At 38.9% G+C, this 23,183-nt stretch carries 20 protein-coding genes; 19 read left to right on the top strand and 1 reads right to left on the bottom strand.

Features of this window, described 5'->3' with window-relative positions:
- From ACZ48W_RS10435 to ACZ48W_RS10345, 19 genes are all read left to right on the top strand, one after another.
- The gene (locus tag ACZ48W_RS10435) at positions 1-1,704 is read left to right on the top strand and encodes an ABC transporter ATP-binding protein (RefSeq protein WP_464828342.1); all 1,704 of its coding nucleotides are present in this window, start codon (positions 1-3) and stop codon (positions 1,702-1,704) included.
- 89 nt (positions 1,705-1,793) lie between these two features.
- Positions 1,794-2,282 (top strand): hypothetical protein, encoded by a 489-nt coding sequence (locus tag ACZ48W_RS10430; protein WP_464828341.1) that lies wholly within the window; start codon positions 1,794-1,796, stop codon positions 2,280-2,282.
- 43 nt (positions 2,283-2,325) lie between these two features.
- Complete coding sequence (locus tag ACZ48W_RS10425) at positions 2,326-3,396, top strand: quinone-dependent dihydroorotate dehydrogenase (RefSeq protein WP_464828340.1); 1,071 nt, start codon at positions 2,326-2,328, stop codon at positions 3,394-3,396.
- Between the two features lie 173 nt (positions 3,397-3,569).
- The gene (locus tag ACZ48W_RS10420; protein WP_464830501.1) at positions 3,570-4,829 is read left to right on the top strand and encodes a M16 family metallopeptidase; all 1,260 of its coding nucleotides are present in this window, start codon (positions 3,570-3,572) and stop codon (positions 4,827-4,829) included.
- A 14-nt stretch (positions 4,830-4,843) separates the two neighbouring features.
- Positions 4,844-5,737, top strand: a complete 894-nt coding sequence (gene dapA, locus ACZ48W_RS10415; RefSeq protein WP_464828339.1) for a 4-hydroxy-tetrahydrodipicolinate synthase — start codon at positions 4,844-4,846, stop codon at positions 5,735-5,737.
- 1 nt (position 5,738) lies between these two features.
- Positions 5,739-6,518, top strand: coding sequence for an enoyl-ACP reductase (locus tag ACZ48W_RS10410; RefSeq protein ID WP_464828338.1), 780 nt, complete (start codon positions 5,739-5,741; stop codon positions 6,516-6,518).
- Positions 6,519-6,791: 273 nt separating this feature from the next.
- A complete protein-coding gene (gene pgsA, locus ACZ48W_RS10405) occupies positions 6,792-7,352 on the top strand; it encodes a CDP-diacylglycerol--glycerol-3-phosphate 3-phosphatidyltransferase (RefSeq protein WP_464828337.1) in 561 nt (186 codons plus the stop codon).
- A gap of 96 nt (positions 7,353-7,448) precedes the next feature.
- On the top strand, positions 7,449-8,573 hold the full coding sequence (locus ACZ48W_RS10400; RefSeq protein WP_464828336.1) for an OprD family porin: 1,125 nt from the start codon (positions 7,449-7,451) through the stop codon (positions 8,571-8,573).
- A gap of 269 nt (positions 8,574-8,842) precedes the next feature.
- Positions 8,843-10,966, top strand: a complete 2,124-nt coding sequence (feoB, locus tag ACZ48W_RS10395; RefSeq protein ID WP_464828335.1) for a ferrous iron transport protein B — start codon at positions 8,843-8,845, stop codon at positions 10,964-10,966.
- Positions 10,967-10,970: 4 nt separating this feature from the next.
- Positions 10,971-11,195: a FeoA family protein gene (locus tag ACZ48W_RS10390; RefSeq protein WP_464828334.1), complete on the top strand. Its 225-nt coding sequence runs from the start codon at positions 10,971-10,973 to the stop codon at positions 11,193-11,195.
- Positions 11,196-11,274: 79 nt separating this feature from the next.
- Entirely contained in the window at positions 11,275-12,408 is a 1,134-nt protein-coding gene (locus ACZ48W_RS10385; RefSeq protein ID WP_464828333.1) for an OprD family outer membrane porin, read from the top strand.
- A gap of 69 nt (positions 12,409-12,477) precedes the next feature.
- Complete coding sequence (locus ACZ48W_RS10380; RefSeq protein ID WP_464828332.1) at positions 12,478-12,768, top strand: hypothetical protein; 291 nt, start codon at positions 12,478-12,480, stop codon at positions 12,766-12,768.
- 207 nt (positions 12,769-12,975) lie between these two features.
- Positions 12,976-14,217, top strand: coding sequence for a porin family protein (locus ACZ48W_RS10375; RefSeq protein WP_464828331.1), 1,242 nt, complete (start codon positions 12,976-12,978; stop codon positions 14,215-14,217).
- A gap of 9 nt (positions 14,218-14,226) precedes the next feature.
- Entirely contained in the window at positions 14,227-15,108 is an 882-nt protein-coding gene (locus tag ACZ48W_RS10370; RefSeq protein WP_464828330.1) for a metal ABC transporter substrate-binding protein, read from the top strand.
- Entirely contained in the window at positions 15,099-15,839 is a 741-nt protein-coding gene (locus tag ACZ48W_RS10365) for a metal ABC transporter permease (protein ID WP_464828329.1), read from the top strand. The genes ACZ48W_RS10370 and ACZ48W_RS10365 overlap by 10 nt, the downstream gene beginning before the upstream one ends.
- 167 nt (positions 15,840-16,006) lie before the next feature.
- A complete protein-coding gene (locus ACZ48W_RS10360) occupies positions 16,007-16,330 on the top strand; it encodes a hypothetical protein (RefSeq protein ID WP_464828328.1) in 324 nt (107 codons plus the stop codon).
- A gap of 325 nt (positions 16,331-16,655) precedes the next feature.
- Entirely contained in the window at positions 16,656-17,840 is a 1,185-nt protein-coding gene (locus ACZ48W_RS10355; protein ID WP_464828327.1) for a TolC family protein, read from the top strand.
- Positions 17,833-18,939, top strand: coding sequence for an efflux RND transporter periplasmic adaptor subunit (locus ACZ48W_RS10350; protein WP_464828326.1), 1,107 nt, complete (start codon positions 17,833-17,835; stop codon positions 18,937-18,939). The genes ACZ48W_RS10355 and ACZ48W_RS10350 overlap by 8 nt, the downstream gene beginning before the upstream one ends.
- A gap of 9 nt (positions 18,940-18,948) precedes the next feature.
- Positions 18,949-22,002 carry an efflux RND transporter permease subunit gene (locus ACZ48W_RS10345; RefSeq protein WP_464828325.1) on the top strand — a complete coding sequence of 1,018 codons (3,054 nt, stop codon included), beginning with the start codon at positions 18,949-18,951 and terminating at the stop codon, positions 22,000-22,002.
- 29 nt (positions 22,003-22,031) lie between these two features.
- On the opposite strand, the gene ACZ48W_RS10340 is transcribed toward ACZ48W_RS10345, so the two are convergent.
- On the bottom strand, positions 22,032-23,144 hold the full coding sequence (locus ACZ48W_RS10340; RefSeq protein WP_464828324.1) for a hypothetical protein: 1,113 nt from the start codon (positions 23,142-23,144) through the stop codon (positions 22,032-22,034).
- Positions 23,145-23,183 lie beyond the last annotated feature (39 nt).

Genomic DNA, 23,183 nt, shown 5'->3' with positions numbered 1-23,183 from the left:
ATGAAAAACCTTTTAAAACAGTATCTTCCTTATCTTGTTGGCTATAAAAAACAGTTTTTCTTTGCTATTCTTGGAATGATAGCTGTTGCCATAGGGACTACGGGAACAGCACAACTCATTAAACCTGTACTCGATGATGTTTTTATCAACAAAGATAGAGAGATGCTTACACTCATACCTTTCCTTTTAGTCGGTGTTTTTACCCTTAAAGGTACAGGAGCCTACATACAAACGTACTACACCTCATACATTGGTCAGGATGTAATCAGAAAGCTGCGGAATAAACTCGTATCGCATATTACTTACCTTGATATGGAATTTTTTAAAAAGACACATACCGGAGAGATACTTTCCAGAGTTACTAACGACATCAATCGTATACAAAATGTTGTATCGAACATCATACCTAATCTTATCAGAGAAAGTTTGACCATACTGGCCCTGACAGGGTATGTCATTTACGAGAATCCCAAACTTGCTTTATATTTTCTCATCATTATGCCATTAGCTATTTTCCCTCTCTCAAGACTTGCTAAAAAAATGCGTAAATATTCTAAACTTTCTCAGGAAAGTACAGCCGATATGACTTCCCGGCTCGGTGAGATCCTATCGAATATTGAAGTGATAAAATCCAACTCGTCACAAAACTATGAACATCAGCGTTTCTCTATAGAAAACCAAAATGTCTTCAGGTTCATTATGAAACAGATAAGAACCAATGCCCTCACCTCTCCGATCATGGAGATACTAGGCTCTATAGCCATAGGTATAGTCATTTATATTGGAGGCAAAGAAGTCATAGACGGACATATGTCTGTAGGTGAATTCTTTGCTTTTGCTACTGCTCTTTTTATGCTCTATACTCCTATAAAACGGCTATCAGGATTATACAACAAAGCACAGGATGCCATTACAGCAAATACCCGTATGCATGAACTTTTGGCTATTCAGCCCAGTATTACATCCGGTACAAAAGAACTTACAGAGGAGATTGAAACTATCTCTTTAGAAAATGTTTCACTGAGCTATACGAATACACCTGCATTAAAAAACATCTCACTGGAAGCCAAAAAGGGAGAATCCATTGCACTGGTAGGTGACAGTGGTGCCGGCAAAAGTTCCCTGGTCAATCTACTGGTACGTTTTTATGACCCGAGTTCCGGGAAAATCCTTATCAACAACAGTGACACTAAAGACTTTACCCTCACCTCTTTACACCAAAGAATTTCATATGTCACACAACGTATTTATATTTTCAATGACAGCATTGCAGCCAATGTTGCCTATGGGGAAGAAATAGATGAGAAAAGAGTTATAGAAGTATTGCATAAAGCTTACGCTATGGAGTTTATAGAAAAACTGGAAGATGGTATTCATACCATATTGTCTGAAAGCGGGGAAAACCTTTCCGGAGGCCAAAGACAACGTATTGCATTGGCTCGTGCACTCTATAAGAACCCGGATATTCTCATTTTGGATGAAGCAACTTCTGCTCTTGACAATAAAAGTGAAGCACTTATACAACAAGCCCTGAAGGAACTTAAATCTGAAATGATCACCTTTACCGTAGCACACAGACTCAGTACTATAGAAGATGCTGACACTATTTTGGTCTTTCAGGATGGGGAGATCATCTGTCGAGGATCACATGATGAATTGCTTCAGCATTGTCCAACCTATCAAAAACTGTCAAAAAACCTTTAGCATGTATATCAAGATCCATTGAACCCCTTTAGTAAGAGATTTATAACAGAAGAAATACTATACTGATATTTTAATTTTTGGAGCAAAGAATGTTAAAGATCATCCTGCTTGCGGCACTGCTTTTCAGTTCACTTTTTTCTCAAGAGAAGAAAGAGTTCACCTTTTTGGGGCTCAGTATTTCAAAACATACTATTGAGATGAGCCCCGATACAGAACAGGTAGATTCCATAGGTTTACGCTGCGGAAAACAGACTTTGGACTGGAGAACGGTCTTTATCTATGAAGATGCTGAAGAGTACCGTTCTTTCTCTGTAGAAGTAGACAGGATATTACTGGATGAACTTTTTGGTACACCCAAACTACGACCCTATCTCGGAATCAGTGCAGGAATACTCAAACTGGATTATGAGAGTTTGGCAGATACAAGTGGCTACTATTACGGTGCAAATACCGGTTTTATCCTCTATACCACAGACACTGTTGATATAGATCTTTCCTATCATTATTACTCGGTACAGAAGATAGAATCTATAGATAAAATACAGGGAATATCCCTCGGTATCCACTATTTTTATTGATTATTGTGATATAATCAGCCATATTACATTATGGAGTTACACTTTGTCACTTTTTTCTTATCAGAACCTCAAAAAAATATTTTTCAAACTGGATCCGGAAACTGCTCACGCAATTGCTGGATTTGGCTTGCGAACTGCTTCACACTGTCCTGCCCTTTTACGCTATCTTTCAAAACAAAATTTTGTTACACATCCTATGCTAAAGCAAGAGATCTTTGGACGCACCTTTCAAAACCCTGTAGGTCTTGGTGCAGGCTTTGATAAAGATGGTCAGTACATTACAGCCATGCCGACTATGGGCTTTGGCTTTACCGAGATAGGAACAGTCACTCCTCGTCCACAGAATGGTAATCCTAAACCGAGACTCTTTAGACTTATTGAAGACAACTCTATACAAAATGCAATGGGCTTTAACAATAAAGGCAGCCATTACATGCTGCAGCAACTTAAAAAACTTTACTTTTTTGACTACCCTATCGGTATTAATATCGGTAAAAACAAGATCACACCGGAAAGTGAAGCACTCAGTGACTATGAAACACTTTTCAAAGCATTTAAAGCATACGGTGATTACATTGTTATCAATATCTCTTCTCCCAATACACCGGGATTAAGAGACTTGCAAAATGAGAATTTCATCAACGCTGTCTTTGCCTTGGCGAAAGAGATCACCTCTCAGCCTGTTCTACTTAAAATTGCTCCCGACATGGAGCCTGAAGATGCTGTAATACTCTGCAAAACAGCTGTAGAAGCAGGAGCAGCCGGCATCATTGCAACCAATACTACTATAGATTACTCACTCACAGACAATCCATCCAAAAAAGATTTTGGCGGTATAAGCGGTGCATTGCTTACAGAAAAATCGTATCAACTCTTTAAAGCTATCGGTCAAGAGCTTTATGGTAAAACACTGCTTATCTCAGTAGGCGGTATAGACTCTGCAGAAGAGGCATACAGACGCATCAAAGCTGGTGCTTCGTTGGTACAAGTCTACAGTATGCTTATCTATAAAGGACCTGCACTGATCAAAGAGATCAACGAAGGACTTATCACTCTGTTAAAGAAGGATGGATATAATCATATTTCAGAAGCCATCGGGGCAGACTATAAATAATGACGAGTGAGGAATGAAGAATGAAGAATTATGGTATGATTTTCTTTAAAAAGCTTTTGCTTAATCTGAAAAAAAGAAGCATTGCAGAGCAATGCAAACCGATACTCATCACTCATCACTCATCACTCATCAGTAAAATAGCACTTGTACTATTTTTATCATCAGGAGTATTAATGGCTAATTCATTGCCAAAACATTTTACAAAAACATTGGATAACGGTATGCAGATCGTTGTTATCCCTATGGATAACGATTCAGGTGTCATTACAACAGATATTTACTATAAAGTAGGCAGTAGAAATGAAGTAATGGGAAAAAGCGGTATGGCACATATGCTTGAACACCTGAGTTTCAAATCCACCAAAAAACTTAAAGAAGGGGAATTTGACACTATTGTAAAAGCACAAGGCGGTGTAAATAATGCTTCAACCGGATTTGACAAAACACACTACTACATTAAAACAGCAAGTAAAAACCTCGGACTGAGTCTTGACCTTTTTTCTGAACTGATGCATAATCTTAAACTTACGGACAAAGAGTTCCAGAAAGAGCGTGATGTCGTAGCAGAAGAGAGACGTTTACGTACAGACAACAACCCTATGGGCTACCTCTATTTCCGTGTATTCAATACCCACTATATTTATCATCCTTATCATTGGCTTCCTATAGGATTCATGCAGGATATTCTCTCCTGGAAAATAGAGGATATAAGGGATTTCTACCACCGTTATTACCAACCGGACAATGCTATCCTGATTGTTGCAGGGGACATTAAGCCTGAAAAAGTATTTACAGAAGCAGAAAAATATTTCGGGAATATTAAAAATGAACACGAAATTCCAAAAGTAACAGCAGTGGAACCTAAAGTGGATGGAGCAAAAAGAGCCATTTTACACAAAGAAAGTAATCAGGTCGATACAATTGCCATCACCTATCCTATTCCCAACTATGAACATGAAGATCAGGTAGTGCTCTCCGCTATCAGTCATATTTTAAGTTCGGGGAAAAGCAGCCGCTTTGAAAAGAAACTCATACATGAAAAACAGCTTGTCAATCAGATCTATGGTTACAATATGGAACTAAAAGACCCGGGAGTATTCCTTATTATGGCACTCTGTTCTCCTGGTACAGAACCGGAAACGGTAGAAAAAGAGATACTCTCTGAACTGGAAAAGCTGAAAAAAGGCGATGTTACACAAGCTGAACTGGACAAAGTCAAAATCAATACAAAAGCAGAGTTCATCTACTCTCTTGAGAGTTCCAGTTCTTTGGCAGAGCTCTACGGAGACTACTATGCCAAAGGAAATATCCAGCCTTTACTTGAATATGAAGAGAAATTAGATAAAATTACACTCAAAGATATTAGCGATGTCGCTAAAAAGTATTTTAATCACGACCATTCAACCACTGTGATACTGAAAAAGACCAAGTAAATAGGAAGAGATAAATGAGTAATTATATTACAGGTGCAACGACTGCACTGATCACACCATTTAAAAATGGTATATTGGATGAACCTACTTTTGCAAAACTCATACAGAGACAGATCGATAACAGTATCGATGCAGTCTGTCCGGTAGGAACAACTGGAGAGAGTGCTACATTAAGCCATGATGAGCATAAACGATGTATTGAGATCGCTGTAGAAGTATGTAAAGGTACAAAGACCAAAGTACTTGCAGGTGCAGGAAGCAATGCCACACATGAAGCTATCGATATTGCAAAACATGCTGAAGCTTGCGGGGTTGATGCCCTATTCTCTGTAAGTCCCTACTACAATAAACCAAGTCAGGAAGGACTGTACCAACATTATAAAGCTATCGCTTCTGCAGTAAACGTCCCGTTTATGCTTTATAATGTTCCGGGAAGGACCGGTGTGGATATCTTGCCTGATACTGTCAAAAGACTTTTTGATGATGTAGAGAATATTATGGGTATCAAAGAGGCAACCGGTTCCATTGAAAGAACTGTTGAACTTTTAGCGAAAATACCTGAACTGTACGTATTTTCAGGTGATGATGCGATCGATTTTCCTATTTTGGCAAGCGGAGGGAAAGGGATCACCTCTGTTACTTCCAACCTTCTTCCGGATATGAAAGCTGAGCTTGCCCACGCTGCACTCAAAGGTGATTTCAAAACAGCAAAAGCCATTAACGATGATCTGTTTGCCATCAACAAAGTACTCTTCTGTGAAAGCAATCCTATTCCTATTAAAGCAGCGATGTATATCGCAGGACTGATCGATACACTGGAATACCGATTACCTCTTCTAGCACCAAGCAGTGAGAATATGAAAAAGATCGAAGAAGTGATGAAAAAATACAAAATAGTAGGAGTATAAGATGTCGAATATGAAAGGCAAAACACTTGTTATCACTGGTGCAACCAAAGGGATCGGTAAAGCTGTTGCTGAAAAATTTGCTAAAAATGGTGTCAATGTTGCTTTTACCTATAATTCCAATAAAGAAGCTGCAGATGAAATTGCTGCAGATCTAACCGAAAAATATGGTATCAAAGCAAAAGCATACCCTCTTAATATTTTGGAACTTGATGAGTTCAAACCTCTTTTTGAAGCCATTGATCAGGATTTTGACCGGGTGGATTTCTTTGTTTCCAATGCCATGATCTATGGCCGTCCTGTAGTAGGCGGTTACGGTAAATTCATGCGTCTTAAACCTAAAAAAGGTTTAACAAATATCTACACTGCAACCGTCGGTGCTTTTGTATGCGGTTCACAGGAAGCAGCAAAACGTATGGAAAAAGTAGGTGGAGGAGCCATTGTTACGCTAAGTTCAACAGGTAACCTTATTTACATCGAAAACTATGCCGGTCATGGTACGAACAAAGCAGCAGTAGAGGCTATGAGCCGCTATGCAGCCGTAGAGCTGGGTGAGATGGGCATACGTGTCAATGCCGTCTCCGGTGGGCCTATCGATACAGATGCACTAAAGGCCTTTACAAACTATGAAGAGGTAAAAGCTGAAACAATTAAACGTTCAGCACTGAACAGAATGGGTAACCCTGACGATCTTGCAGGTTCAGTCTACTTCTTATGTACCGATGAAGCAAGCTGGATCACTGGTCAGACTTTAGTAGTGGACGGCGGAACCACTTTTAGATAAGAGTGTTAAGTATTAAAAATACGCTGTCACAGGTTACTTTATAGGGAACTTAATTTGCAAAGGAAATACTTGCAACACGCCAGTTCTTCGCATTTTCTTTTTTTTGGTTACTTCTTTTTTTCTTTGTTGCGAAAACAAAGAAAAAAAAGTAACAAGAAGAATCCAATCTTCAAGAAATACCCATTGATATAAACAATGATTTGAAGTATACATTCCCAATGAAGACGTTGAGAACAAGATGAATATTTATATAAAGAGAGGAGCAGAGCAACAATGACTAAATCACAAATTTTAAATGTTCCTAATATTTTAGCATTTATCCGCCTTCTTCTCGCTCCTGTGATGTTCCTCTTTTTGGTAAATCAGGACGCATCTATATTTGAAGGTATACATAAGTCATGGCTCAACTACTTTGCAGCCTTTATTTTTGTACTTGCCTCTGCTACAGATTTTTTTGACGGGTATATCGCAAGAACCTTTGATCAGGTAACCGTACTGGGATCCATACTTGACCCCCTGGCAGATAAAATGCTGACACTTGCAGGTTTTCTGGGTCTCATGATGCTGGGTACTGCTTCTCCCTGGGCGATTTTCCTCATCATTACCCGTGAACTTTTCATCACAGGATTACGTGTTTCAGCTGTAAGTCAGGGCCTGAATATTGCAGCCTCCTGGATGGGAAAAGTTAAAACAGTAGTACAGATGATCGCCATAGGTTTTCTGCTGATGCAGTGGCCGGGGGGAGAGATCCTTTTATGGACAGCTGTTGTTCTTACCCTTTATTCCGGTTATGAATATGTCAGAGACTTTTTTAAAAACGCTCCAATTCAGTAAAAAGTTTAATTGCTTAAAAATTAACCACTCATTCATTTATCTGTTGTTAACTATTATGATACTATTTTCCTGTTCAATTTAAAACAAGGAATAGATATGAAATTCACAAAATTAAGTTTAGTAGCAGCATTGGCTGTAAGTTCTGCATTTGCAGGCGGAGACATCGCTCCGGTAGAGCCAGTTGTTGAGGCACCTGTAGCAGCAGAAGCTTGCAACAGTAATACAACGATCAACGGAAAAGCACAGCTTTATTATTATACAGATGATGCAGTAGGTCTTTTTGATAATGCAAGTAGCGCTCTTGGTGCAGCTGTAACTTTGGATGTATCACATAAGATCATGGATGGTATCACAGCAAACTTCACTGCTGTTGGATTTACAAATCTTATCGATGACAACTACATGGAAGGTATAGAAACTGATGGTTTCTTCAATGTTGCCAACATTACAGCAACTTTTGCTGACACTACATTGGTAGCTGGACGTCAATTACTTGATACACCAATGTTGGGTGGTTTTGACTGGTTATTGGCTCCAGGAAGTTTTGAAGCCTATACATTAGTAAACAAATCTATCTCAAATCTTACTGTAGTGGCTTCTTATGTTGCTAAATGGAGACCTAACAACAGCGGTTACCAATTTATAGATTTAACTGATATCGGTGATGGAAACAACTGGACACTTGGTGCAGCCTACAGTGATGCCTTTGATGCAAGTATTTGGTACTATAATGTAGATGCATTTAATTATACACAAGTATATGCAGATGCCGGTATGGACTTTTCCGGTGTAAAACTTGCCGGACAATTCATTTATACTGATTGGGATTCTGCTGACAGTTCTACAGCAGTTGGTCTTAAGGCTTCTGGATCCGCTGCAGGATTTGATCTAATGGCAGCATATGAGAATGTATCTGACAACACTGTAGGATTTGTAGGAAGAGATTCACTTTATACAAGTTCTTGGAATACATTTACTTCAAACTCTGTAGGTAACGCATTCAAAATAGAAGCAGCTAAAGAGTTCGGTGGTGTCTCTGCAACAGCTAGTTATGCTTACTATGAATATGATCAAGGTAATGACGAAGGTCATGAAATTGATGTTATCTTAGGATATGGAATCACTGATTGTATTTCTGTAGATGCTATTTACTCCAACACTGATTATGGTACAGGTGATGACATTAATGCCCTTGAATTGATAGCTACCTATAAATTTTAATCCAAACATGTAATTTCCCAAACTTTTGAATACATTACTCTCCTCACGGGAGAGTGTTTGGGGATACACTAATTTCTGATTTTTTTCTCTACTTTTCATATAAAAATATTCTCCAAATTTTCCAATCATTCAGAAATTGCAATATTTTATTGATAATGCATATCAATTTAACATAGTTTAAGAATAAAAAGAGTAAATTACTCCTAAAGAAAGCTTAATGATAATTACTTTCATTTTTACTTCTAAATAAATATAAGGATATATAATCCATGAAACCGATTATAGTTGCACTTGCAGGTCAACCTAATGTAGGGAAATCCTCACTGATCAATGCTATCTCCAATGCCAAGCTTAAAGTAGGAAACTTCTCTGGTGTAACGGTTGATAAAACAGAAGTAGTATTTAACATCTGTGATGAAGTAGCTTGTAAGGATTATGAAGTACATATCATAGACCTGCCTGGTGCTTACTCACTTACAGAATATACCATCGAAGAGAAGGTTACCAAAAGTTTTTTACAGAGTGATGAGTATGATATCATCGTGAATGTTGTGGACTCCTCCAATTTACAAAGAAATCTACTCTTTACTACACAACTTCTGGAAACAGGTAAAAAAGTTGTTGTTGCACTCAATATGAGTGATGAGGCAAAAAAAGAGGGTATTGAGATAGATGAGAAACAACTTTCTGCTATCTTGGGTGTACCATGTATCAAAACCTCAGCTGCCACTAAAGAGGGAATAGATGCACTTAAAGAAGCTATTATTGAAGTATTTGAAAAAGAAGAAACTTCTTCTAAAGTAGTTTATTCTGATCCTATTGAAGAAGAGATAGCCCATATTGTCAGCTTCATGAAAGAAAAAAACTACAAAAGTACACTTCCTTACCGTCATCTTGCAGTAAAACTTTTACAAGAAGATGAAGATGTATATAAAAAGATGCATGATGAACCAATCTGGATAGAGTTACTTCCTATCGTAAGAGAAGCTCTCAATCACATTTATGTACACAATGGCACAAAAGATCTGGAACAGATTTTTGCAGATGAACACTTTGCGTTTGCTAAAGGTGCAAAAATGGAAGTCATATCTGTAAAATCAATGAGAGCTAAAAACCTTACACAAAAGATAGATAACCTGCTCATCAATAAAATACTTGGTATTCCCCTTTTCCTTTTCTTTATGTGGGGACTTTTCCAGCTTACTTTTGAAGTAGGGTCCATCCCTGTGGACTACATTGATGCAGCCTTTGGATGGCTTGGAGATCAGGCTAAAACTATCCTTGGTGATGGCGAATTAGGCTCTTTAGTAGCAGATGGAATGATAGGCGGTGTAGGTGCTGTTATAATGTTCTTACCCAATATTGTTATCCTTTTTATTGGTATCGCTTTGCTGGAGACTACAGGATACATGAGTCGTGTGGCATTTTTACTTGATGGGTTCTTCCATAAATTTGGGCTTCACGGGAAAAGTTTTATCCCGCTTGTCACAGGATTCGGGTGTTCAGTACCAGCCTACATGGCAGCAAGAACCCTTAAAAATGAGAAAGACAGACTCATCACCCTCTTTATCATAGGATTTATGAGTTGCGGTGCAAGATTGCCTATTTATGTACTTTTTGCTGGGGCTTTCTTTGGTCAGGAGCAAGCAGGGAACATCCTGTTCATCATCTATATCTCTGGGGCTATACTAGGTCTTTTAATGGCAAAAGCACTAAAAATGTTTGTCTTTAAAGGGGAGGATGAACCATTTGTAATGGAGATGCCAAAGTACCGTCTGCCTTCACTCAAACTCATTTGGCATACTGTATATGGTCAGGCTAAATCTTACCTCAAAAAAGCAGGTACCTTTATCCTGGCAGCTTCTGTACTTGTCTGGTTTGCAAGCAACTATCCAAAGAACCATGATCTTGAAGCTCAGTATGAAACAAAGATAGAACAAGCCTTGAATGACGATATAAAAAGCCAGTTGAACAATGAACTCTCTCTTCTTCTGCTTGAACAGAGTTATTTGGGGAAAATAGGACATGCCTCAGAGCCATTCTTCGCTCCACTGGGATTTGACTGGCGTATGTCAGTAGCACTTGAAGCCGGACTGGCAGCAAAAGAAGTAGTAGTTTCAACACTGGGAGTACTGTACGCCTTAGGGGATGAAGTAGATGAAGGGAATGAAGGTCTAATAGCACAGATCAAAGAGAACATTCCGTTTGCTTCTGCTATTGCATTTATCGTATTTGTGATGATCTATCTTCCTTGTCTGGCAGCTTCTATGGTCTTTACCAGAGAGGCCGGAGGCTGGAAATACCTGGTCTATCTATTTGTTATGACCTCTGCTACGGCATGGACATTGAGCTTTATAGCATACAGAGTAACATTAATGATAACAGGAGGATAACCATATGAAACTAAGTGAATTAACAAAAGGCGACAGAGCAGTAATCATTAAGATCAATGCAGATAAAGCACTACGAGACCGTTTCAGCTCTTTTGGTGTAATGCGAGGAGAAGAGCTTCTTGTTAAAGGCTGTTCTCTTGCCAAACAAACCATGGAGATAGAAGTAGGTTCCACCCTCATTGCAGTTAGAGCAGATGAAGCAGCCAAAATAGAAGTAGAAAAAAAATAGATTCGCAGTGTACGTGGTATCCCGGGAAATATCCTTGTGATACCAATACACCAAAAATATACTAATAAAAGGAATAAAAATGAAAACAATGAAGCGAAGCATTATATTCTTAATGATAATGAGTATTAGTATTTATAGTAACGAACTGGCAGATGCCCTAATCAATGCAAAATATGAAAGTTCTGTAAGAGTCGGTTATCAGAGTAACCAAATAGGAGAACAATCAGATAATGAAATTGCTGTTGGCTTAAAACTTCATATGGAAACAGCATCTTATTATAGTCTGCAGGTCGGTGCAACGCTTTTTACCTCCCAGGGAAATGGAAAGGAAAATTTTGAAGGTGTACCCTTTTTTGATGAAAACAATGATAACTATGCTACTTTGGCGGAAGCCTACCTGAAAGGAACCTATAGCAATACAACATTCATCATAGGACGACAAACATTGGAAACACCTTTTGCTGACAGTGATGATGTAGGTATGGTACCCAATACTTTTGAAGCTTTCACTCTCATCAACAAAGATATACCCGATACAACCCTGTTTTTCTCTCAAGTCCAAAAATGGTCTGGCGTAGACAGTGATGCACCAAGCAGTTTTACAGAGATCAATGGAAATGATGGCGTACAGATTTTGGGACTTACCTATGAAGGAGTTAAAAACACTACATTTTCAGGGTGGTTTTACAATATCAATAAGGTTGCTACATTAACCTACCTGGAAGCAAATTATGAGGGAGAAACAGATAGCCTTACCTATGGTATTACTGCTCAATATGCTTTACAAGACTATGATGATGCTACAAGATCAACTATCTATGGGCTCAGTGGCTCTCTCGGTTTGAAAAGTACAGGGTTAACAGCATCTATTGCCTATAATAAAACAGATGGCAGAGCAGCAGAAAACTTTTTTGGTGGTGGACCTTTTGTAAGCAATGCAGAACACCATACCCTGTCAGAAGCAGGACATGATGGAGACGACATACTTTATACACTGGAGTGGGATGCTTCTGTAATCGGATTAGAGGGTCTTGTTTTAACTGCAAATGCAGATGTACATAGCAATGGTACAAAGGATGATGCAAATGAATATGACCTCATCGCAACATATAAATATAACGACAGTTTAAATTTTTCTGCGATCTATAGCGACATAGACGATAGAGAAGATTCATTTAAAAACTTAAGGGTCTTTGCAAATTATATATTTTAAGCTATCACAACACTTCAATCCATAATAAATAAAAAATAGAATATACTTTCAAAAAAACAGGAGAAATTTGTGAGACAGCTAAAACAACACATCATACGTTTTCTCCTCTTTTTCTACCTGTTCTCTTCCTATCTGGGAGCAACGCATATCCATCATGATGCACTTGAATCTCATGCTGATTGTAAAGTATGTGTGGTCGTTAAAAATCTTCATAGTGGGGATATGCCTGAGCCTGGCATTCTACCTGCAGTTTGGAATACTGTTTTTGAACAGATCATATTTTATGAAACTATTCTCTACTTTACCATTGCAAAAGGTTTTAACGCACAAGCACCTCCTTTTTTCTTCTGGAACAGATAAAACAAAAACATCAACTTCATTAAACTCTCTGATGAGCTTCACATCATCTTGAACTTACATCCCAAGGATATTTACAGTATCCACTATAGGGATTTCTGAATGCCCGAAGGAAATGCCCTTGGGTATAAATTTAGAATAAGACAGATGATAAATTTGTAAAATAATCAGAGGGTTCCATTATTTTAATTATTTTAGGAGAAAAGACCCATGACAAAAAAAATGATCTTCTTGTCCCTGGCTGCTTCTGCAACACTTTTTGCACAAAGCGACCTGGCACAACTCAAAGCACAATTAGCCAAACAGATACACGCAACACAAGCCTTGCAAAAACGCGTGGAAGAACTTGAAAAAAAACAGATAGAGACAGTTGCAAACACTAATAAAACCACACAAGCACCTTCTGCAACATTTGATCAAAAATCATTTCTGCCTGACATTGCATTGATCCTGGACGGTTCAGCTGTCGGAAGAAATATAGACAACAGCACATATGAAACCTATTATATCCCGGGATTTAGCGAATACGATCCCAACGAAGAGAGCGAGATCCCTTTTAACAGGAACCGTGGATTTAACTTTAACTATGCGGAACTTGCCCTGCATTCGACCGTAGGTCCTTATTTTGATGCAGATGCCATTTTCCATCTTAGTCCAGATGAATTCGAGATAGAAGAAGCATACATTACTTCCCGAACATTCCCTTACGGTCTTCGTGCCAAAGTCGGAAAATTCAGAAGTGAATTTGGCCGTATCAATGCGATCCATCAACATGCATGGAAGTTTACATCAAAACCGCTTGTTTACGAAGCACTCCTCGGCGGAGAGGGGATCAACGATGCAGGTGCACAGCTCCAATGGGTACTCCCTACCGATACCTATATGATGGCTGGACTTGAAGCTTTACAAGGCAGCAACAATGTCAGTTTTGGAGATACAGAAAAAAACAACCTCTATATAGGCTACCTCAAAGGAAGTATGGACATAACCGATACTACAACCCTGTTAGCAGGTACTTCCATCGCACACGGTAAAAACGAAGATGGACACGATACGAACCTATATGGCGCTGACTTGACCATAAAAACTGCTCTGGACAGCTACAGCAATCTTTTATGGCAATCTGAACTACTCTATCGTGATAAAAAAACAGAGAACGGTAGAGAAAAACAGGCAGGATATTATACACAACTGATCTATCAGTATGACCAGAACTGGGCAGCAGGTATCCGCTATGACGATCTCTTTAAAAATATCTCCGATCAACCCGACGACCTTGACCGATATACGGCCATGGTAGAGTATAAACCCTTTGAATTTACAAAATTCAGACTACAGTACACATACGATAGATCGAAAGCCTTCGGTAGCAATGATGAGCGCAAAAATATTTCTGAGATCCTCTTGGGATTTACTGTTGAAACAGGCGCACACGGCGCACATGCATTTTAGGAGTACAACATGAAAAAAACATTCTTTATCTTTATATTATTCTCGGCTATGTCATTTGCGCAGTTCAACGTTGTCGCAAGTTATCCTTACCTGGGAAAGATCGTACAAGCTGTCGGGGGAGACAATGTCAAAGTCAAAGTGTTGGCTTCGCCTAAATTTGATCCACATTTCATCATCCCCAAACCTTCACTCATTCCTGCCATTGCACGGGCTGATATGATCGTAGCCAATGGGGCAGGACTAGAAATAGGCTGGTTACCTCCCTTACTTAAAAGTGCGAATAACCCTAAAGTACGCATAGGCACAGAAGGATTTGTAGATGCCAGCCATGCCATCGCACTGATAGATAAACCAACTGCTGTTTCCCGTGCCTATGGGGATGTCCATCCAGAGGGCAATCCGCACTTCGACACTGATCCACACAACATCATTCCTATTGCAAAATATCTGACACAGAAACTCTCACGTTTAGATGCGGCTCACAAGGCAGCATATCAGCATAACCTTAGCCAATTCATCAGCAGATGGCATGCATTTCTCAACACATTTGACAGACAGATGAAAGCATGCAAAGGCAAACAAGTCGTACAATACCATGAACTTTACAACTATCTGCTAAAACGCTATGATATACATGCTGTAGCCACCATCGAACCGCTTCCAGGGATCGCACCCAGTTCAAAGCATACCCTCGCATTGATACAGAAAATGCAAAAAGAAAAGATCAAAACTATTTTGCAAGATCCATATCATGAGAAAAAAACGGCACGGTTCATTGCCTCTAAAACAGGTGCAAAAGTCGTTGTCATTCCTCATGATGTAGGCAGTATCAAAGACACAGAGACTTTGGAAGCACTTTATGAAACCATAGCCAAACGACTATGTCACTAATCACTCTTTTATGGCCGGCATTCGCCTTGGCGATACTGCTGGTATTCATTCATACGATCTTTGGGCTGGAGATCATCAAACGAGGGGTAATATTCACCGATCTTGCCATTGGTCAATTCGCTGCTATTGGTGTAGCAGTGAGTTTGTTGTTTTTTGAGGGAGGATATACCTTTCTTTTAACATTGCTCTTTGCACTTATTGGGGCTTTGCTTATCTCTGCGGCTACATATCGTGTAAAACATATTGAAGCATTTATTGGTATGCTGTATGCATTGGGGGCGAGTAGCATTATTGTGCTACTTTCCAATACCACACAAGGAACAGAACTCTTTAATAAGCTTCAAGCAACAGATATACTTTTTACGATAGCAACCGACCTATGGGAACCATTGATTCTTTATAGTGGTATTGCTATGCTCTTCTTTCTTTTTCACCATAAGCTATCAGGGATAGCCAAGGAGATGTTTTTCTTTGGACTTTTGGCATTGACAGTGACATCATCTGTACAACTTGCAGGGGTATTGGTGGTTTTTGTACTTTTAATTGTTCCCTCATTTTTATCTTTGCTTCAGACAAAATTTATAAAATTACCTTTCGCATGGATAGTTGGTTCATTGATCATTATCATATCGATGATACTCTCTTATTTTTTTGACTTGCCTACAGGATATACTATCGTGTTCATTGCTTCTCTCATAGGTGTTTTGAGTGCTTTAGTGTTTAGTGCCTGAAAGACTATTAACGTCTTTCAGGCATCTTTTATATTGTACTTTTTACATAGTGCAAAAAAAGTATACTTTTTTCCCTGAAAACTTCCTTTCTTCAGTTGCATAGAGATGAATCAGTTCAAAACCTAAGAGTCTTTCCAAATTATATATTTTAAGCTATAATGAAACAAATGGAAAAAGGTAGAGTATTGAAATTAAAAATAATAAAGCTTTTATTATTACTGTCACTGTTTTTCAATATTACACATGCCTCTATCATTGCTATGGAAAATGAGTGTCATCATGATACACTTACAGAGTATGTGATGGAGAAAAATATTGCTGATGAGTGTGGCGACTTATGCGACATGCATCACCTCTTTCATTTTATGGCTATCCTTAATACACCAAACATAGACTTTGATACTTTAACACATAACGAACAACCAACACAAGAGATACTTCTCTACCACCCTCCTTTTAAAGAGACTACTATAAAACCTCCTATTGTTTAACATTTTCAATACACCATAGTTCTCTAAAGGAACTATATAAAAATATTTGGAAGTGGAGCCTTTAGTTCCACCAAAAATTTATTTGCTCAAAAAAATTTATTCCTTTGTTAATTATGCTTCTTTTGGCGTAAATATATACACTGCATATAGATTCTAAGTGGGACTGCAGTCTCCACTTCAAGAAGCAATAGATTTTTGTACACTCTCGAATGAAAACAACAATATACATATAGGAAATAGACCATGACAAGAATTACAAGTATTAAAATACCATGCAGCGAATCACTAAATGATTTGTGTGAAATTCAGTACAGTGAGGCACTAAATGCCGAATTTTAAAAAAACCATCATTCTTTTTTTCACTTTTTCTCTCACTCTTTTTGGAATGAGTTATACAAAGTTTAAAAAACATACACTTAAACACTCAAAGATACTACAAAGTCAAGCCCTCTCACTTCAAACCACTGAACAAGAGAATAATATACTTTTAAGAACCGAAAACCCTGCACTGAACCTTGAAGTAGGGAAATATGATCCCGATTTCTCCTCTTCCAGATATGGATACAGTGTCAGTATATCACAAACTGTCCGTACTGAAAATTATTTGGATGGGCTTAGAGATAAAGCCTATGCTTCTACCCTGCTTCGTAAAGCTTACGTAGCCCAGGGAAAAGCGGGATACATTAAAACACTTGAAGAACTCTATACGGAGTATGTCTATCAAAGTAAGCTTCTCTCATTGCTCCAACAAGAGTACAAACTCTCAAACAGAGTGACTCTTATGGTAAAAGAACGCTATGAAAATGGATCAGAGAACAAAGTAGCATACTTGCAAGCCAAAACGGAAACACTGACACTTAAAACACAGATGCACACTACCAGACAGCAAGCAGGAACGCTTTACTATCAACTCTTAGCGATAGCAGGATTTAACAAGAAGGTCTCTTTAGAAAAAAAGTTTATCTACTCTATTTCTCATAAGACAAAAAAGTCATCTAAGTTAAGTCCAAAACAGAAAATATTATTGGCCAAAGAGAAACTCTATGCAAGTAGGATACGTATGAGTGAAAGTCGCTTTAACAGCTATGAGATTTCTGCCGGTATAGAAAAAGAACCTGACCAGTCTATCTTGAGATTAGGTGTTTCTCTCCCCTTGCCTGTACGACACAACAAAGAAGAAGAGAAGACCTTAGCTAAGTTGAAAATGCAACAGTTAAAGCTAGATAACGCACAGCTCTCTCTTGATCTGAAATCACAAAAACAAATGCTGAAAGCTTCTATAAAAGAACTCTCTGCACAATACCACTCGCTAAAAGTGCTTCAAAAAGAACAACAAACACTGAGCGCACTGCTCAAAGAAGGATATCAAATAGCTCAAGGCTCACTTTTTGAACTGATGAATGCAAAAAGCAGACTCATACAAACACGGAAATCACTGCTTCAGACACAAAAAAAGATTAACAATCAAAAAATACAATTACGTTTTTTACAAGGACAATACAATGACTAAATACTTACTATTGCTATTACCACTATTGGGTTTGGCAAATCAAATCACAGTGGAACATGCACAGATGAGACCTTTAGGAAAAATCATACAAACCAATGCTGAAATTACCCAACTCTCTGATCAGAAACAAGAAATCGTCTCCAGACTTTCCGGACATGTGGAAGCCTATTTTGTGAAAGCTGGAGAAAAAGTAAAATCGGGTGATAAAGTCGTACTTATTGAGTCCATAGAACTCTCTAAGATGAGTGCCACATATATAGCACTTTTGCAGCAAGTAAAAGCAGCAAAAGAACAGTTGAGCACAGCTAGAAAGCTCTATAAAAAGGGACTAACTTCGAAAAATGATCTGAGTAACTCTATTATAGCGCTAGAAGAGATACGTTCTAAACAAAATGCTTTAGCTTCACAATTGGAATCATTGGGTATTACACCATCAAAACTCACTAAAGCAACAGATCAGTTTATACTCTATGCACATGCCGATGGTGTAGTGGGTAGAATATTGGTTCCACTTCACAGTAATGTAGATGCGAAAACATCTTTAATGACATTGGTCAGTCAAAGCGGATACTATGCTATCGCCTATCTTGGGGTAGAAGATGCCATGAAAGTATCAGCTCAGACCAAAGGATGGTTAAGCGTTGCAAAAAAACAGTATCCATGTCATTTTATACAACTACTGCCACACATAGACAAAGAGACACAACGTGCAAAAGTACTGTTTCAGATAGAAAAAAGTCCTGAAAATCTCCTACTTGGTGCCTACACACAAATAGAAATTTCACTAGCGCCTTATCGTGATGTCATGATGGTTAAAAAGAGTGCTTTGACACTTTTTCAAGGTGAATGGGTAGTATTTGTTGAAGAGCATCATGATGAACAGGAAGAAGAAAGACATGATGAAGAAAAGCATGATGAAGAAGGTCATGATGAACATGAAGAGCTTCCATATAGCCCAAAAGTCGTCAAAATCATCGCATATACTGGTGACTATGTAGCTGTAGAGGGTATCAAAGCAGATGAAGAGTACGTCAGTGAAGGTGTATATTTTGTCAAGTCTATGATACTCAAATCTTCACTTGGCGAACACGGTCACTAGGAGCGTACTATGAAACGATTTTTTGAAATACTTATACAGTATAAATTTCTCATGCTCGCACTCTTTATCGCTATTTCCGGATTTGGATATAAAGCATATCAAAATATACCTGTAGATGCTTTTCCGGATATTACACCTAAACAGGTAGTGATCTATACTGAAAGTCCGGGAAACTCAGCTGAAGACATTGAGAAACTCATCACTTATCCTATAGAGGCATCCATGTCCGGCTTGCCGGGTGTGAAGATGATACTCTCAAACTCTATCTTCGGGCTCTCTTACGTTTCTATCTTTTTTGAAGATGAGTACGATACCTATTTGTTACGTCAGTTAGTAACAGAACGGCTCAATACGGTAGACATCCCTCAAGGCTGGGGAACACCGGTCATGGGTCCAAATACGACAGGTCTAGGCCAAGTGCTTTGGTATGCACTTAAAGATAGTAATAAAACACACACAGTAAGCCAACTGCGTCAAATACAAGAGTATGTTGTAGCACCACTGCTTAAATCTGTAGATGGTGTGGAAGAAGTTATTTCCTGGGGTGGCTTTGAAAAGCAATATGAAGTACTTATAGATCCCAAACGTTTACAGTCTGTAGATGTCACGTACAATGAAGTCATAGAAGCGCTGGAAAAAAGTAACCAGTCCGTAGGTGGCCAATACCTGGAATTCAATAAAGAACAATACCTTATACGAGGTGCAGGCCTTTATGGAACAATGGATGACATACGTAATACAATTATACGAACCAAAGAAGCAAAAACAGTCACCATCAAAGATGTTGCTACAGTACAAGAGGGCAAAGCACCTCGTTTTGGTGCAGTAAGTGTAGATGGTAAAGAGAGAGTCTTCGGTATGGTACTCCAACGTTCTGGTACCAATGCAGCCAAAGTGGTAGAACTCATTAAGGCTAAGATGCCTTTGGTGAACGCAGCACTTCCCGGAGGTGTAAGTTTAGAGGTGATTTACGATAGAACAGAAATTACACATAAAGCAGTAAGCACGATGACAAATGCACTTTTGACTGGTTCTGTGCTTGTTGCCATTATTTTGTTTCTCTTTTTGTTTGAGTTACGCTCAGCATTTATTGTGATCATTTCACTGCCTATCTCACTACTCATCGCATTTTTAATGATGCAAGAGTATGGTATATCTGCAAACCTTATGAGTTTAAGTGGTCTTGCCATCGCCATAGGGATGATAGTCGATGGTACTATCGTAGTAGTGGAAAATAGTTTCAGGCTTTTACATGATAATCCTAATATGTCTAGAGCTGAAGTGATTGCCAAAGCAACGGCTGAAGTAGCAAAACCAGTACTTTTTGCCCTACTTATCATCGCAACTGTATTCATCCCATTATTGAGTTTAGAAGGACTTGCAGGAAAACTCTATACTCCTATGGCACTTGACATTGTTTTTGTTATGTTGGGTTCACTTGCAGTAGCACTGTTGTTGGTACCTGTACTCTCCTATATGATGCTAAAACAGGGAAAACATGCAAATAGTCCCTTGATGACAGCCATTAAATCATTTTATACACCTATGCTTGTCTTCTGCTTGCATCATGCAAAAAAAATAGTGACTATTACTTTTTTACTCTTTCTTGTATTGGCAGGATTACTCTCCCAACAAGGACGGGAATTTATGCCAGAGCTCAATGAAGAGACGATCATGTACAGAGTGATTGCCATCCCAGGGACCGCTCTCACACAAAGTGTTGACAATGCACAAGCCATCGAGAAATTTATACTTGAGACCTATCCAAATGAAGTACTTTCCGTACTAAGTATGATAGGAAGAAGTGAAAAGGGGGAGACAGCGCAAGCAAACTATATGGAAGTACTTTTAACGCTAAACCCGGACTTCAAGGAGATATCAGCCTTAGATAAGGAGATGACCAAAAAGCTTAAAGAGAAATTTAGCTATTTACAGTTTATCTCTACACAACCTATAGCCATGCGTATAGAAGAGTTACTTGAAGGCGTAAGCGCAGAACTTGCCGTTAAGATCTATGGTGAAGACCAGAAAGTAATGAGTAGCATTGCTGCACAGATTTCTCAAACACTTTCAGGTATAGAAGGACTTGATCATGCAGAGGTTGAAACACAGCTAGGACAGGCACAGATCAACATTAAACCAGACTACTTGGCACTTTCCCGCTATGGTCTGGGTGTAGATGATGTCATGCAGGTGATCCGCTACGGTGTCGGTGAAGAAGCCGTCACACAAAAGATAGAAGGTGTCAAACGCTTTGGAATCGTAGCAAAACTGCTCAATGCCAAAACAGATATCGCATCCCTCAAAACCTTACTGCTACGTTCAAAAAGCGGTAAAGTGGTGCAACTGCAGGAAGTCTGTAATATCTCTGTCGTACAGGGACCGGCATTCATCAAACGTGAAGATTTGAGTCGCTATATGGTACTCTCTATGGAGGTTGAGGATCGGGACATTGCCAGTTTCGTTGAGGAAGCCAATGAAAAGATCATACAGAATGTCACGATCCCGGACGGATATTACATCAAGTGGGCAGGTGACTTCAAGAATATGCAGGAAGCCACAGCAACCCTGGCAATGATCATTCCTGTGACATTCCTTCTTATTCTGCTTTTACTCTATACGGCATTCAACTCCTTTAAAAAAGCTATACTTATTCTTCTGGGTGTTCCATTGGGGCTCATTGGCGGTATCGTAGGATTAGTGGTCAGCGGGGAGTACTTGAGTGTATCTGCCATTGTAGGATTCATCGCTATTTTTGCCATTGCCATACTTAATGGTATCGTACTGGTATCTTTTATCGATGAACTGCGTAAGAGGTTTCCTGATATCAAAACGATAGACTTGGTTAAAAATGCAACACTTCTGCGTCTTAGACCCGTCCTCATGACAGCATTCACAACACTCTTCGGTATCCTCCCGCTACTCTATGCCACAGGTGTAGGAAGCGAGATACAATATCCGCTTTCTGTAGTGGTTACAGGAGGGATCATCTCTTCAACCATATTAACATTATTGGTTTTACCAGGTCTTTATGTACTCTTTTTCAGGAAAAAAGTACCCTAACCCATTCTCTTGAATAGATGATCGGAAGATCAGTAAAGTCTTTCGATCATCTTTTGCATTTTGTTTTTGGCACTATGTAAAAAGAGTGTACTTTTACCTGAAAGTTTTCCCTCTTCGGACATTGGTGTAGCCATAAAATTCCGAATAGCATTGATCAATGCCTGAGTATCTCTCATCTCCAAAATAGATTTTTCATGATATTCGGAAGGTACTTCTTTCTCTCCTTCAATATACAGAATCCTCTGAAGTTTTCCTTTTTGTTCATTGAAGAGGATCTGGTAGGTTTTAAGCGTTCTGATTGCTTCCTGAATATGTGCATCTACCTTATCCATCTCCTCTTTACAGTTGCCTTTGTGTGCAGTATATATTTCCGCTTCTTCAAGCTGTTTGGTAGCAAAATCAAGATTTTTTCTTCCCTGAATACCCACACGGACAGCATAAATGATCCCCATAACAGCAAGCACTGTAAAAAGTACAAAAGCCCCGCCGAGAAATGCATCCGGTTTTGCACCAAAAAGCGTACTGAACCAGCCCAAGATCGGGCTTATCGTATCATATGAAGGTACTTTCGTCATATCAAGTGTAACACCCAATTTTTCTGTTGCCAGATAGATCAATCCTGCCAATGTAGCAACACCGCCGATCAGAGCAAAAAGGAAACCTGTGAATTTACCGCTGGGAACATCATGAAGAATAATAGGCTCAAGATCTTCCTTCGCCTCAAAGACCACAGTCTCTTCTTCAATATTCTCTTCTTCATCATTGCTATATCCCAGTTCCAGCAGCAATGCTTCACTTGCTTCAAGACCACCCTCTTTCAGCGCATGTTTGGCTTCATCATAGCCTTTTAGGTCATCAGAGAGCAGAAGCTTGCATGCTTCCATCTGCTTCTCAGCTTCCTGAACAATTATTTTTGCTTTTTGAACCAGTAATTTGGCAGCATCATGTTTTTTCATATTCTTGATCTGGGAAACGATTTCATTTTCAATTTCCGGATTCTCTTCTGTTGCTGTATCCTCTTCCGTCTCTTCTTCCATTTCTTTTATTGCATCTGTTTCTGAACTGTTTTCTGCTATGGTTTCCAATCTCTCTTCCCGGATTTCATTTTCAGAATTTTCTATGATTTCACTCTTTTCTTTCATTTTGCATCCTTTCAACATCATGCTTGTCTTATATTTTAT

The sequence above is a fragment of the Sulfurovum aggregans genome, from assembly GCF_055385215.1.
The sequence above is the reverse complement of the archived record's forward strand: the minus strand, read 5'-3'. Positions and strand labels throughout refer to the sequence as shown.